The following is a 13,192-nucleotide window of genomic DNA, read 5'->3' as shown; positions in this document are numbered from 1 at the left end:
GCTCACCTCGCGCCGGACGCGGAGCGTGACGCCTTGCGGCTCGGGATGATGAGGTCGACCAGCCCGTACTCTTTCGCCGCCGGCGCGTCGAGGATCTTGTCCCGTTCGATGTCGGCCGCGATCCGCTCCGGGCTCTGCCCGGTGTGCCGCACGAGCAACTCCTCCAGTCGCCTGCGGGTCCGCGTCAGTTCCTCGGCCTGGATGGCCAGGTCGGTGGCCTGCCCCTGCACCGGTTCCGGCAGGGACGGCTGGCGGATCAGCACCCGCGCGCCGGGCAGCGCGAACCGTTTGCCCGGCGCGCCCCCGGCGAGCAGGACGGCCGCGGCGGACGCCGCCTGGCCGAGGCAGATCGTCTCCACGTCGCAGCCGACGTACTGCATCGTGTCGTAGACCGCGGTCATCGCGCTGAACGAGCCGCCGGGGGAGTTGATGTACAGCGAGATGTCCCGGTCCGGGTCCAGGTACTCGAGATGCATGAACTGCGCCATCACATCGTTCGCCGCCGTGTCGTCGATCGGCGTCCCCAGGAAAACGATCCGCTCGTCCAGCAGCTTCGCGTACGGATCAAGGGTCCGGTGTCCGTAGCCCGTGCGTTCGGTGAACTCGGGCAGGACATGGCGGGCGGACGGTCGGTTCATGGCAGGCGCCTCCTCGGGATCGCTCCTGTAAAAAATGTACAGGACGTACGTTCCGTTGGGTGCGAAGCATGCTGAGAGCGAAAAGGGCGGCGCCCCGGACCGAAGGTCGGTCCGGGGCGCCGTCGTGCGGTGCTCAGTTGATCGCGACGGGAGCGGGTCTGCCGCTGAACGTGATCGGGGGCCAGCCGCGCGAGACGGCGAATTCGGAGAGGGCGTTCGCGACCTCCGTCGCGGTGATGGCGTTCTCCGCGGGGATGGTCCCGTCGGGCTCGAAGGTGAAGGTGATCGCCATGTAGCCACCGGAATCGGCGTCGCCTATCCGGGAGGATCCGCTGAACTGCGTGCCCAACGGGAACTCGACCGTCGGTGCGCCGGCCGCCTCCACTTCGCCGGCCTGTGCCGACCCTGCCGTGCCGAGCACCGCCCCGGCCGCCGCCGTCCCCGAGTACCCCAGTAGTGACCGCCTCGACATGCTGGACACGTCCCCTCCTCGGTTGTCATGCGCGCCTCCAACTAGAAGGCCGAGAGTCGATCGTATGTGCGAGGAAATGTCTGCGGGGCAGAATGGGATCTTCCGCTCGAAGAGGCCTCTCAGGGCCTCGGTCTAAGCTGGACCACATGGCCTACGAGATTCCGGTGACGCAAGCCAGGGCTGAGCTCGCCGATCTGATCAACCGCGTGGTGTACGGCGGCGAGCGCGTCGTCGTGACGCGGCACGGGAAGCCTCTCGTCGCCCTGGTCTCCGCCGCCGACCTCGAACGGCTCGCCGAACTGGACGCCGCGGAGGAGCAGGTGATCAGCTCGGTCTCCAGCGTCCGTGAGGTCTCCTCGGCCCCGCGTGAGCGACGCCGCTTCGGCATCGCCGCGGAGCATCGGGGGCCCAGCGCGTCCTGAGGACTGGGCGGTCGGGCGAGCGGCTCGGATATCGCGCCGGGCGCGGTGGTTGGGTGAGTGACTCCGGGCGTGTGTCCCGAGGGCGTTGGCCGTTGGGTGTGCCGTTGGGTGAGCGGCCCGCGTACCAGGCCACGGCGGCATGGGTGAGCTGCTCGGCTCGCCGGCCTCCCGTGACCTGAAGGCCCACGGCGCGGCGGGGCTGGACCATGACAGCGGCCATTGGGCTCAGCGCACGCGCCCTGACCGGGGAGTCGTCCTCCCGCTGGCTGGGCAGCATCACCAAAGTCACGCATGACCCATGGGCGCTTGCCCGGCGTGGTCAGCTCGCCCCCCATCAAGCTCCCAGCGCCGCTCGCCGGACTTGTGCGTGACCCGCGCCCGCGCGCCTGACGGATCACAGCTCGGTTAACTTGCTCGAAACTCGCTCCAACTAGCCTGCCGATCCACGCCACCAGGTACTTTGCCCGGTGGCTGCGGCAACCGGGCCCCGCACGGTCCGGAGCGAGGACTGTGAGGTGGGACGTGCAACTGACCCCGCACGAGCAAGAGAGGCTGCTGATCCACGTGGCGGCCGACGTGGCCGAGAAGCGCCGGGCCCGCGGCCTCAAGCTGAACCACCCCGAGGCGGTCGCGCTCATCACGTCGCACATCCTGGAGGGCGCGCGTGACGGCCGTACGGTCGCCGAGCTCATGGCCTCCGGGCGCAAGCTGCTCACCCGGGACGACGTCATGGAGGGCATCCCCGAGATGATCCACGACGTCCAGGTCGAGGCGACCTTCCCGGACGGCACCAAGCTCGTCACCGTCCACGACCCGATCGTCTGACGAGGAGTGGCCGGCATGATTCCCGGAGAGTTCCTGTTCGCCGACGACCCGATCGTCTACAACGACGGTCGCGAGGTCACCCGGCTGACCGTCCTCAACGCCGCCGACCGGCCCGTCCAGGTCGGCTCCCACTACCACTTCGCCGAGGCCAACCCCGGTCTGGACTTCGACCGTGCCGCCGCACGCGGCAAGCGGCTGAACATCGCCGCCGGCACCGCCGTGCGCTTCGAGCCCGGAATCCCCGTCGACGTCGAACTCGTCCCGCTCGCCGGTGCCCGCGTCGTGCCCGGTCTGCGCGGGGAGACCGGAGGTGCTCTCGATGCCTGAGATCTCGCGTGCCGCGTATGCCGACCTGTTCGGCCCGACCATCGGCGACCGTATCCGGCTCGCCGACACCGACCTTCTCGTCGAGATCGAGGAGGATCGTTCCGGCGGGCCCGGACTGGCCGGTGACGAGGCCGTGTTCGGCGGTGGCAAGGTCATCCGTGAATCCATGGGCCAGTCGCGTGCCACGCGTGCGGAAGGCACCCCCGACACCGTCATCACCGGCGTCGTCATCATCGACCACTGGGGCATCATCAAGGCGGACGTCGGTATCCGCGACGGCCGGATCAGCGCCATCGGAAAGGCCGGCAACCCGGACACGATGGACGGCGTCCACCCGGACCTGGTGATCGGCCCCGAGACGGAGATCATCGCCGGCAACGGCCGGATCGTCACCGCCGGTGCCATCGACGCGCACGTCCACTTCATCTGTCCGCAGATCGCCGACGAGGCGCTGTCCGCCGGCATCACGACGCTGATCGGCGGCGGCACCGGACCGGCCGAGGGCTCGAAGGCGACCACCGTGACGCCCGGTCCCTGGCATCTGGCCCGGATGCTGGAGGCGATGGAGGGCTACCCGCTCAACTTCGGTCTCCTCGGCAAGGGCAACACCGTCTCGCAGGAGGCGATGCTGTCGCAGATCCGCGGCGGAGCGCTGGGACTGAAGCTGCACGAGGACTGGGGGTCCACCCCCGCCGTCATCGACGCCTCGCTGACCGTCGCCGAGCGCACCGGCATCCAGATCGCCATCCACACGGACACGCTGAACGAGGCCGGGTTCGTGGGCGACACCCTCGCCGCGATCAAGGGCCGCGGCATTCACGCGTACCACACCGAGGGCGCGGGCGGCGGGCACGCGCCGGACATCATGACCGTGGTGTCCGAGCCGTACGTGCTGCCCAGCTCCACCAACCCGACCCGGCCGTTCACCGTCAACACCGCCGAGGAACACCTCGACATGCTGATGGTGTGCCACCACCTGAACGCCGCGGTGCCCGAGGACCTCGCGTTCGCGGAGTCGCGGATCCGGCCGTCCACGATCGGTGCGGAGGACATCCTGCACGATCTGGGTGCGATTTCCATTATTTCGTCCGACTCCCAGGCCATGGGGCGCGTCGGCGAGGTCATCATGCGGACCTGGCAGACCGCGCACGTGATGAAGCGGCGCCGGGGCGCGCTGCCGGGCGACGGCCGCGCGGACAACCACCGCGTACGCCGCTATGTCGCCAAGTACACGATCAACCCGGCGCTCGCCCAGGGCCTCGCCCACGAGATCGGCTCCGTCGAGACCGGAAAGCTCGCCGACCTCGTCCTGTGGGAGCCCGCGTTCTTCGGGGTCAAGCCGCACCTCGTGATCAAGGGCGGACAGATCGCGTACGCGCAGATGGGCGACGCCAACGCGTCGATCCCCACGCCGCAGCCGATCCTGCCGCGACCGATGTTCGGGGCGATCGGGCGGGCGCCCGCCGCCAACTCCGTCAACTTCGTGGCGCCGCTGGCGATCGAGGACGGACTGCCGGAGCGGCTCTCGCTCGGGAAGAAGTTCGTGGCCATCGAGTCGACGCGCGGCGTCACCAAGGCGGACATGCGTGAGAACGACGCACGGCCGCAGGTGCGGATCGACCCCGACAGCTTCGCCGTCCATATCGACGGCGAACTGGTCGAGGCGGCACCGGCCGCCGAACTGCCCATGGCCCAGCGATACTTCCTCTTCTGATGTCGCGGGCAGCGCTTCTCGTCCTGGCCGACGGCCGCTTCCCCGCCGGAGGGCACGCGCACTCCGGCGGGGCCGAGGCGGCCGTGCGCGCCGGGCGGATCACCGGGGCCGCGAGCCTTGAGGACTTCTGCCGAGGGCGGTTGCACACTGCCGGGCTGGTGGCCGCCTCGCTGGCCGCGGCGGCCGCGCTCGGCGTCGACCCGGTCGTGCTGGACGCCGCCGCGGATGCCCGTACGCCGTCTGCCGCACTGCGCGCCGCCGCGCGCAAGCTGGGGCGTCAGCTGATGCGGGCCGCTCGGGCCACGTGGCCCTGCGGAGAACTGGACGCGGTGGCACGGGAGTTCCCCAAGGGGGCGCATCAGCCGGTCGTGCTGGGGCTGGTGGCGCGGGCCGCCGGGCTCGGGGCCGAGGACGCCGCGTACTGCTCCGCGTACGAGAGTGTCAGTGGGCCGGCGACCGCGACGGTGCGGTTGCTGAGTCTGGACCCCTTTGACGCCACGGCGGTTCTGGCTCGGCTGGCGCCGGAGTTGGACAGGGTCGTCGACCTGGCGGTTCTGGCGGCGCGTCGGGTGCTCGACGACGGGGTCGGTGCGTTGCCTGCGGCTTCCGCTCCGCTGTTGGAGATCGGTGCGGAGGCTCATGCGGCTTGGCCTGTGCGGCTGTTCGCGTCGTAGGAGGTTCGCCCCCGCCGCCCCTACCCGTCCCATCCTCCAGGGGCTCCGCCCCTTCGACCCCGCCGGGGACTGCGTCCCCTGGTCCCTTCCCTGGGGGCTCCGCCCCCAGACCCCCGTATCAGCCTGAACGGCCTCGTCCTCAAACGCCGGACGGGCTGACCAATGCCCGGCCCGGCTGAAAGAGCGCCGTCGACTCAGACATTAGGAGCCGCTTCCATGCACCTCGACCACTCCCACGACGGCCCCGCCGCCGTCAGCTCCGACGCCCACCGGCCGGACGGCACGCGCCGTGCCCTCCGGGTCGGGCTCGGCGGGCCCGTCGGGTCCGGTAAGACCGCCACCGTGGCCGCGCTCTGCCGGGCCCTGCGGGACGAACTGTCCCTCGCCGTCGTGACCAACGACATCTACACCCGTGAGGACGCCGAGTTCCTCCTCCGTGAGGCCGTGCTGCCGCCCGAGCGGATCACCGCCGTCGAGACGGGGGCCTGTCCGCACACCGCCATCCGGGACGACATCTCGGCCAACCTCGAAGCGGTCGAGGATCTGGAGGACGAGGTCGGGCCGCTCGATCTGATTCTCGTCGAGTCGGGCGGCGACAACCTCACCGCCACCTTCTCCAAGGGGCTCGTCGACGCGCAGATCTTCGTCATCGATGTCGCGGGCGGGGACGACATCCCGCGCAAGGGCGGTCCCGGTGTCACCACCGCCGATCTGCTCGTCGTCAACAAGACCGACCTCGCGCCGTACGTCGGGTCCGACCTGGCCCGGATGGCCGCCGACGCGAAGGCACAGCGGGCCGAACTGCCCGTCGTTTTCCAGTCGTTGCGGACAGAGGACGGCGTCACGGCCGTCGCCGACTGGGTGCGGGGGCAGATCGCCGCGTGGACGGCGTGAGCACGGGGGTACGGGCCACCGCGCGGATCGTGGCCCGGGACGACGGCAGGGGCGGTACGTCGCTGCCGGTGCTGGCGGGTGAGGGGCCGCTCGCGCTGCGCCGTACGCGGGCGAGCGGCGACGAGGCACGCGTCATGCTCGTCGGTGCGATGAGCGGGCCGCTCGGCGGTGACCACTTCACCGTCGAGGCCGAGGTGGCGAGTGGTGCCCTGCTTCAGGTGGGGTCGGCCGCCGCGACCATCGCCCTGCCCGGTCAGGCCAAGGGGGAGGCCCGCTACGACGTCCGGCTCGACGTGGCCGCCGGTGGCGAACTGCGGTGGCTGCCGGAGCAGTTGATCTCCGTGCGGGGCAGCGAGCTGTATGTCTCCTCGCGCGTCGACCTCGCGCCCGGCGCCCGCCTCGTATTCCGCGAGGAGCAGGTGCTCGGGCGCGCCGGTGAGGAACCCGGACGGCTCACCAGCCGTCTCACCGTACGGCTGGACGGACGGCCGCTGCTCGACCAGGAGGTGGCCTGCGGGCCGGGCGCCCCCGGCGGCTGGGACGGGCCCGCCGTGCTCGCGGGACATCGGGCCCTTGGGCAACTTCTCGTCGTGCGACCGGAGTTCGGGCGGGCACCGGCGCAGCCGCGGATGCTGGGAGAGTACGCTGCGCTCACCCCGCTCGCCGGACCCGCCGTGCTCGTCACCGCGGTCGCACCCGACGCGCTGCGACTGCGGCGGGTGCTGGACGAGGCGCTGCACACCGTCGGCTGAATGGCCCTCTCCGCTCAACGGACAGGCGTGTACCGGTTATCGGATTGGTAAAGAAGCCCAGTCCCCCTCTGTTCTCAGACACCTCACAGCCGAAAGGATCCCCGTACCAATCGCAACCACGTACGGGGAGGTCCCACTTGAGGGGAATCAGACCGACGAGACGAGTGACCGCACTCGGCTCTGCGGGGGCGCTCGTCACGGCGACGCTGATAGCCGGCGCCATGGCGGCACCGTCGGCCACCGCCGACTCGCGCCAAGGCCAGGACCGTGAGTCCCGCGGCGTCGCGATCGCCGCCGCGCGGGCCGCCAAGGCCGGGATCGACTGGCAGGACTGTCCCGCCGACTGGGGGTTCGAGAAGCCCATCCAGTGCGGCTGGGTCACCGTTCCACTCGACTACGCCCACCCGAACGGCAAGCAGATCAAGCTCGCCGTCGACCACATCGGGAACACGGGCACCAAGGAGGAGCGCCAGGGCGCCCTCGTCTACAACCCGGGCGGCCCCGGTGGCTCCGGTATGCGCTTCCCGCGCCGGGTCACCACCAAGAACCCGATCTGGGCCAACGTGGCGAAGGCCTACGACTTCGTCGGCTTCGACCCGCGTGGCGTCGGCCACTCGGCGCCCATCTCCTGCGCGGACCCCCAGGAGTTCGTGAAGGCACCCAAGGCGGACCCCGTCCCCGACTCCGAGGCGGACAAGCTCGCCCAGCGCAAGCTCGCCCGCGAGTACGCGGAGGGGTGCCTGGAGCGCACCGGCCGCGCGATGCTGCGGCAGATGACCACGCCCAACACCGTGCGCGACCTGGATGTCATCCGTGCCGCGCTGGGGGAGAAGAAGCTCAACTACCTGGGTGTCTCCTACGGCACGTACATCGGCGCCGTCTACGGCACGATGTTCCCCGGCCACCTCCGCCGCATGATCGTCGACAGCGTGGTCAACCCGTCGCGCGAGAAGATCTGGTACGAGGCCAACCTCGACCAGGACGTCGCCTTCGAGGGCCGCTGGAAGGACTGGGAGGACTGGGTCGCGGCGAACGACGCCTCCTTCCACCTGGGCACCACGCGCGCCGCGGTGCAGGACAAGTGGATCCAGCTGCGCGCCACGGCGAAGAAGAACCCCATCGGCGGTCTCGTCGGCCCGGCCGAGCTGATCTCCTTCTTCCAGAACGCCCCGTACTACGACTCCTCGTGGGTGCCGGTCGCCACCGTGTTCAGCAAGTACTTCGCCGGTGACACCCAGGCGCTCGTCGACGCCGCCGCGCCCGACCTGTCGGACACGGCGGGCAACATCAGCTCCGAGAACGGCAACGCCGTCTACACGGCCGTCGAGTGCACCGACGCCAAGTGGCCCACGAGCTGGAAGAAGTGGGACCGGGACAACACCCGGCTCAACAAGGACTACCCGTTCATGACCTGGGCGAACGCATGGATGAACCTGCCGTGCGCCACCTGGCCGGTCAAGCAGCAGAACCCGGTGAACGTGAAGACCGGCAAGGGCCTGCCGACCGTCATGATCGTGCAGTCCACGCGTGACGCCGCGACGCCGTTCGACGGCGCGGTCGAGCTGCACAAGCGCTTCAAGGGCTCCCGCCTGATCATCGAGAAGGACGCGGGCTCCCACGGTGTGACCGGTCTGGTCAACCCGTGCATCAACAGCCGGGTGGACACCTACCTGCTCACCGGCGAGACGGACAGCTCCGACGTGACGTGCACGCCGCACGCCACGCCGAAGCCGTAGTCCGAGCGTTCGTAAGGGGGAGGGGCGGCCGGAAATGCCCGGCCGCCCCTCCTCATGACGCCGACCAGGCATCCTCCGCCGCGTAGTCGAAGAGGTCTCCGTACGCGGCCGCCATCTTCGGGAACGCCTCACGCCAGTCCCGCCCGGCCAGTTGGCGTTCGATCCAGGCGACCGTCTCGGGCAGCGTCTCGGCGTACCGGACCAGGGGACGGTAGCCGAGTTCCCGTTCCGCCGCCGACATGTCGCACACCACCGGTGCGGGCACCGTCCATGGTGTGTCACCCACGCGCGGAGCCGGAGGCGGACCGTCGACCAGGACGGTCTCGCTCTCCACGCCCATCATGGCGTCGATCGCCGCGGCGATCTCGGCGACCGTGGGCGCGTCGGGATCACAGGCGTTGAGCACCCGGGCCCCGGGCCGCGCGGCGGCGAGCCGGATCAGCTCCGCGATGTTGCGCACGCTCGCCGGGTGGAACCGGCTCCGACCGCTGTACGCGAGGATGCGACGGACCCGCCTGTCGAGGGCGCGCTTGACGAAGTACAGCTCGCGGGGCGAACGGCAGTACGGGCCGTGGACCGCACCGGCGCGCAGCAGCGTGGTGGGCAACCGATCTGCGACGGCGAGGAGTTCACGTTCCAGGGCGACCTTGCGTGTGCTGTAGGTGGCGTCGCCTGCTCGCACGGTCCGCTGGGTCTCGGGGACGGGCACGGGATACTCGGGGAAGCCGTCCGGCTCCTCCTGCGTGTCGAAGCCCCGCCCCTTGTCGTCCTCGTAGACCGCCACACTGGAGATCACCACGGCCGAACCGACACGGTCCGACAGGGACGCCAACTGCCGTGCATGCGCCGCTCCATAGGCCACGATGTCGACCACGGTGTCGCAGCCGTCGCCGATCACCCCGGCCAGCGCCGCGTCGTCCTCACGGTCGAGCCGTACAGCCCGTACGTCCTTGGGCCAGTCCTCGTCCCGGCCACCGCCCCGCGACGCTGCCGTCACATCCCAGCCGTCCCCTGCGAGCGCCGCGACCGCCGCCCGCCCGATCTGTCCCGTCGCTCCGATGACCACAGCACGTTTCATGACGCGAGCCTAAAGCGCCGGGTAGCGGCGCCCGGGCGGGATCGGCTGTGAGCAGATCCCGTCAACTCAGCGGCATACGGGGAAACTTGCGCTCCTCCGCTACGGCCTCCTGCGCCTTGACGACCGCCGCGTACTGGTCGACGTACTCCTGCTCGGAGAGGGACAGGATGGCGTACATGATCTCGTCGGTGACCGCGCGCAAGACGGCCTTCTGGTTCTCCATGCCGGCGTAACGGGAGAAGTCGAGGGGCTTGCCGAAGCGGATCACCACGGGGTGGAGGCTGGGGATGACCTGGCCCGGCGGCTGGGCCTCGAAGGTGCCGATCATCGCGCAGGGAATGACGGGTACTTGGGCTTTCAGAGCCATCACCGCGACGCCTACCTTGCCCTTGTACAGACGGCCGTCGTGCGAGCGTGTGCCTTCGGGGTAGATGCCCAGCAACTCGCCCTTGCGCAGCACGCCGAGTCCCTCTCGGATCGCGGCCTGTCCGGCGTCCTTGCCGGATCGGTCCACCGGGATCTGCCCGGCGCTGCGGAAGAACGTCGCGGTCAGGTGGCCCTTGACGCCGGGTCCGGTGAAGTACTCGGCCTTCGCCAGGAAGGTGATGCGCCGTTTGATGATCGCGGGCATCAGGAAGTGGTCGGAGAAGGAGAGATGGTTGCCGGCGACGATGGCCGGTCCGGACGCCGGCACATGTTCGAGACCTTCTATGCGCGGCCGGAAGACCAGTCTCAAGAGCGGTCCGAGAATGATGTATTTGAGCAGATAGTAGAACACGGCTCGCCCCTCACTCCTCCAGGTCGGCTTCGCGCCGGCGTTTCCCCAGGCTAAGGCCGGGAGCCTGGGAGTTGTCAGAGCCTTACACCCGGCGGCGGGCAGCCTGGGTGTCGTCGACTTCCTGATCGACGGACTCCGCAAGGGCGGCGCCGGACGTGAGCGGGCGCACGACACGCTCCTCGGGCTCGGGACGTACTTGGGGCAGCGGGTCGGGGTGCGCATGCCGGACGGGCGCGGGTGGAACCCTCTCGGCAAGGTCCTCAACCGCTTTGAGATGGGCGCGCACGGAGCAATCCAGCGGCAACGCCCGGTACGGACGTGACCGTGTCCGGCTCGCCGACCGCGGGCGCGGCCTTGCTGCTGCACGGCGGCACGGGCGGACTCACGGCCACCGAGGCCGAGGTGTACGACGCCGAGCGCACCGGGGTGCCTGGTGCCGCCGAGGCGGGCGACCGGCTCGGCGCGGCGGTGTCGCTCGCCGACCTGACCGGCGACGGGCACCCGGACCTGGCGCTCGGCGCCGAGGGCGAGAACGCCGGCGACGGCACGGTCCTTACGCTGAGGGGCGGCCCGGACGGGGCGCCGGTGCCGGAGAGCGGCACGTACTACGGCCCCGTCGCGCTCGGCCTGAGCACCGGGTCGGGCCCGGGAGTGGGTGGCGTACTGGCCCACTGACGTCTGTCGGGGCACATCGTGGCGCGGCTGCGAGGTCGGCTGTAGGCCCGGGGCGACGTGGCCCCGGGCCCGCCGAAGCGCGCCCCCAGGCCGACAGGCCGACGGGGCGAAGTGCGACTGTCACGGAAGATCGTTGTCGCTCTCCTCGGAGTAGGTGGACTCGTCGGTCCGACGGCCGCGCTGCTGCCGCCGCTCCTCCCGGTGCTGACGTTCCTGGCGTTCCTGTTCCTGGGCGCCGAGGGTCTCCTCGGTCATGTCCCTGACGTGGCCCGACTCGTCCGTAAACCGGTCACGTTGCCGCTCGGTCATGTCGGCTCACTCCTCGATGAGGTGCGACGGGGCGGCTCCGCCCCTGATCAGCGTGGCACGAGTCGTATTTCCCTGCATATCGGTCCCCGCGCATCGGTGACAACGCCGTGCGCGCGCCGTTCTACAACTCTTCCTCCATACGGATCGAGTCCCTGAGCTCCTTCAGAGCAGGGCTTTCGTTGTCCTTGTTGATTTCCAGCAAGGCGCCCGCGATCGCGTCGAGCTTGCGCTGAATGGCGTGCTCGGCCCGCATCTCCGAGTTCTTGAGCAGAGCGAGGAGGAGAAGCGTGATCGCGCTCGTGGACTCCCCGGCGAGCAGGAGCCACGGCACGGGCAGGTGCGCCGCGTGCGCGGCGACGAAGAACCCGACGAATGCCAGGCAGATGAGAAAGAAGAGCGGGGAGCTGGTCAAATTGGATGCTTTTTCTGCCAACTCCTCGAACCGGCCTCGCTCGGGGCCGCCACGCTCGGCGGGACGTTGAAAGGTCATGGCCAAGGCATACCCTCTCGGGGTTTCCGGCACAGGCGTCGTACCTCCGGCCGGTGGCGGCCTAGCGGGGGCGTGCGCCCGGCCGGGGTAACCAGGTCTACCGGGCGGTGTGGGGAGGTGCCGAGGCGGGTTCCTTGAGCGCGGTGACCGCGGTCGCCAGTTCCCGTTGCAGCGGTCCGGGTGGCGTGTCGCCGTTGACGGCCATCACGAGATCCTGGGCGACATGGTGCAGTTTCGTGTTGGTGTTCTGGGAGACGGTGACCAGCACCCTCCAGGCGTCCTGGGCGCTCAGGGCGAAGGAGGCCATCAGCACCCCGCGGGCCAGGTCGATCACCGGCCGGGTCTGCATGGCCCGCCTGAGCTGGACGAGCTCGATCTGCAGGTCCTCGTCGGTGCCCTCGGGCCGCTCACCCTCCCCCGGGGATGAGGGCCCCGCTCGGGGGCGCGCCGCGTGGCCGTTCACCACGGTCCTGGCGGCGGAGCCGGTCAGGCCGAACAGCGCTCGCGTACCGGTCAGCGACAGAAGCTTCTCGACGGCCGGGCCGGTCGCGCTGAGGGCGAGGGTCTTGGCGTCCTCCAGCGCCCGTCGGCGGACGCACAGCAGGACGTTCAGCCCCGAGCAGTCGCAGAAGTCCACTCCCGCGAGATCGACATCGATGCCGCCCACCGAGTGGCGCAACGCGTCGCGCAGGGCGTCCTGCAGTGCCTGCTCCGTGTCGATGTCGAGTTCGCCCGACACCACCACGGCCGTCCGGTCGCCGTTCGGCTGCGTCTCCACCGTCAGACACGGGGACACCATGTGTCGCGGCGACTGGTCCGATGCCGCCCGAACGGCCTGATCCGGGCTTTCGGGCTGGGGGAGTACCCGCTTCACCATGGCAGCCTCCCGAGCTCGTCCGCCCGCACGCGCCCCCGCCTGTAAGGCTCGGCCCGTCATGCATTACATGTCAAGAGATGCATGAATTTTCTTTCGTCTTTTTGTTTTCATGAATTTTGGGGCCTACCATCGAATACATGGGTGGAGTGCCTGAGCCGCATACAGGATGGACCTTCCTCACCAACCATGCGCGCGTGCTGGCCGCCATCGCAGAGGACCAGAGCACCCGTATCCGGGACATCGCGGTCCGCTGCCGACTGACGGAACGCGCCGTTCAGAAGATCATTTCTGATTTGGTGCAGGGGGGCTATCTGACCCGTAACCGTGCGGGGCGCTCGAACACCTATCGCATCGAGCCGGGTATCCCTCTGCGGCACCCGGCCGACGCGAGCCTGACCGTCTCCGACCTGCTCGCCCTCCTCGCCCGGCACGACGCGCAGCGCGGCCCGGCCCCGGCGCAGGCCCCGGCGACGGACGGCTGACCGGGTCCTGTTCGCTCGCCGAGCCCTGGGTGCTTCCGTGTGCACCGGG

Annotated in this window: 17 protein-coding genes and 2 pseudogenes; 12 read left to right on the top strand and 7 right to left on the bottom strand. The window is 70.0% G+C overall.

Features of this window, described 5'->3' with window-relative positions:
• Positions 1-2: 2 nt before the first annotated feature.
• Both Q2K21_RS20745 and Q2K21_RS20740 read right to left on the bottom strand, forming a co-directional pair.
• Positions 3-638: an ATP-dependent Clp protease proteolytic subunit gene (locus Q2K21_RS20745; RefSeq protein ID WP_310773151.1), complete on the bottom strand. Its 636-nt coding sequence runs from the start codon at positions 636-638 to the stop codon at positions 3-5.
• 133 nt (positions 639-771) lie between these two features.
• The gene (locus Q2K21_RS20740) at positions 772-1,110 is read right to left on the bottom strand and encodes a hypothetical protein (RefSeq protein WP_310781144.1); all 339 of its coding nucleotides are present in this window, start codon (positions 1,108-1,110) and stop codon (positions 772-774) included.
• A gap of 146 nt (positions 1,111-1,256) precedes the next feature.
• On the opposite strand from Q2K21_RS20740, the gene Q2K21_RS20735 reads away from it, so the two are divergent.
• From Q2K21_RS20735 to Q2K21_RS20695, 9 genes and pseudogenes are all read left to right on the top strand, one after another.
• Positions 1,257-1,532 carry a type II toxin-antitoxin system Phd/YefM family antitoxin gene (locus Q2K21_RS20735; protein ID WP_310773149.1) on the top strand — a complete coding sequence of 92 codons (276 nt, stop codon included), beginning with the start codon at positions 1,257-1,259 and terminating at the stop codon, positions 1,530-1,532.
• 139 nt (positions 1,533-1,671) lie between these two features.
• Positions 1,672-1,900: pseudogene (locus Q2K21_RS20730) on the top strand (IS200/IS605 family accessory protein TnpB-related protein); the annotation flags it as partial.
• Between the two features lie 154 nt (positions 1,901-2,054).
• A complete protein-coding gene (locus Q2K21_RS20725) occupies positions 2,055-2,357 on the top strand; it encodes an urease subunit gamma (protein WP_010355509.1) in 303 nt (100 codons plus the stop codon).
• A 15-nt stretch (positions 2,358-2,372) separates the two neighbouring features.
• Positions 2,373-2,684: an urease subunit beta gene (locus tag Q2K21_RS20720; protein WP_310773133.1), complete on the top strand. Its 312-nt coding sequence runs from the start codon at positions 2,373-2,375 to the stop codon at positions 2,682-2,684.
• Positions 2,677-4,398 (top strand): urease subunit alpha, encoded by a 1,722-nt coding sequence (locus Q2K21_RS20715; protein ID WP_310773130.1) that lies wholly within the window; start codon positions 2,677-2,679, stop codon positions 4,396-4,398. The genes Q2K21_RS20720 and Q2K21_RS20715 overlap by 8 nt, the downstream gene beginning before the upstream one ends.
• Positions 4,398-5,072 (top strand): urease accessory protein UreF, encoded by a 675-nt coding sequence (locus tag Q2K21_RS20710; RefSeq protein ID WP_310773128.1) that lies wholly within the window; start codon positions 4,398-4,400, stop codon positions 5,070-5,072. The genes Q2K21_RS20715 and Q2K21_RS20710 overlap by 1 nt, the downstream gene beginning before the upstream one ends.
• Before the next feature lie 216 nt (positions 5,073-5,288).
• Positions 5,289-5,966 carry an urease accessory protein UreG gene (ureG, locus tag Q2K21_RS20705; RefSeq protein WP_310773125.1) on the top strand — a complete coding sequence of 226 codons (678 nt, stop codon included), beginning with the start codon at positions 5,289-5,291 and terminating at the stop codon, positions 5,964-5,966.
• Entirely contained in the window at positions 5,963-6,718 is a 756-nt protein-coding gene (locus Q2K21_RS20700; protein ID WP_386276159.1) for an urease accessory protein UreD, read from the top strand. Before ureG ends, Q2K21_RS20700 begins: the two co-directional genes overlap by 4 nt.
• Positions 6,719-6,855: 137 nt before the next feature.
• Positions 6,856-8,454: an alpha/beta hydrolase gene (locus tag Q2K21_RS20695; protein WP_310773118.1), complete on the top strand. Its 1,599-nt coding sequence runs from the start codon at positions 6,856-6,858 to the stop codon at positions 8,452-8,454.
• Positions 8,455-8,506: 52 nt separating this feature from the next.
• On the opposite strand, the gene Q2K21_RS20690 is transcribed toward Q2K21_RS20695, so the two are convergent.
• The gene (locus Q2K21_RS20690; protein ID WP_310773115.1) at positions 8,507-9,532 is read right to left on the bottom strand and encodes an NAD-dependent epimerase/dehydratase family protein; all 1,026 of its coding nucleotides are present in this window, start codon (positions 9,530-9,532) and stop codon (positions 8,507-8,509) included.
• Between the two features lie 61 nt (positions 9,533-9,593).
• Positions 9,594-10,310 carry a lysophospholipid acyltransferase family protein gene (locus Q2K21_RS20685; protein WP_310773112.1) on the bottom strand — a complete coding sequence of 239 codons (717 nt, stop codon included), beginning with the start codon at positions 10,308-10,310 and terminating at the stop codon, positions 9,594-9,596.
• A gap of 91 nt (positions 10,311-10,401) precedes the next feature.
• Between Q2K21_RS20685 and Q2K21_RS35840 the strand changes: the two are divergent.
• Positions 10,402-10,632: pseudogene (locus Q2K21_RS35840) on the top strand (hypothetical protein); the annotation flags it as partial.
• A 2-nt stretch (positions 10,633-10,634) separates the two neighbouring features.
• Positions 10,635-10,985: an FG-GAP repeat protein gene (locus Q2K21_RS20680; RefSeq protein ID WP_310773109.1), complete on the top strand. Its 351-nt coding sequence runs from the start codon at positions 10,635-10,637 to the stop codon at positions 10,983-10,985.
• 120 nt (positions 10,986-11,105) lie between these two features.
• On the opposite strand, the gene Q2K21_RS20675 is transcribed toward Q2K21_RS20680, so the two are convergent.
• The 3 genes from Q2K21_RS20675 to Q2K21_RS20665 form a co-directional block, all read right to left on the bottom strand.
• Complete coding sequence (locus Q2K21_RS20675) at positions 11,106-11,294, bottom strand: hypothetical protein (RefSeq protein ID WP_310773106.1); 189 nt, start codon at positions 11,292-11,294, stop codon at positions 11,106-11,108.
• A gap of 121 nt (positions 11,295-11,415) precedes the next feature.
• Entirely contained in the window at positions 11,416-11,784 is a 369-nt protein-coding gene (locus Q2K21_RS20670; RefSeq protein WP_310773103.1) for a low affinity iron permease family protein, read from the bottom strand.
• 97 nt (positions 11,785-11,881) lie between these two features.
• Positions 11,882-12,562, bottom strand: coding sequence for an anti-sigma factor antagonist (locus tag Q2K21_RS20665; protein WP_310773099.1), 681 nt, complete (start codon positions 12,560-12,562; stop codon positions 11,882-11,884).
• Between the two features lie 236 nt (positions 12,563-12,798).
• On the opposite strand from Q2K21_RS20665, the gene Q2K21_RS20660 reads away from it, so the two are divergent.
• Positions 12,799-13,143, top strand: coding sequence for a MarR family transcriptional regulator (locus Q2K21_RS20660; protein WP_310773095.1), 345 nt, complete (start codon positions 12,799-12,801; stop codon positions 13,141-13,143).
• The last annotated feature ends 49 nt before the right edge of the window (positions 13,144-13,192 follow it).

Source organism: Streptomyces sp. CGMCC 4.7035, from assembly GCF_031583065.1.
Classification (GTDB): Bacteria; Actinomycetota; Actinomycetes; order Streptomycetales; family Streptomycetaceae; genus Streptomyces; species Streptomyces yaanensis.
Note: the sequence above shows the minus strand (reverse complement) of the source record. Positions and strands in the feature narration are given on the sequence as shown.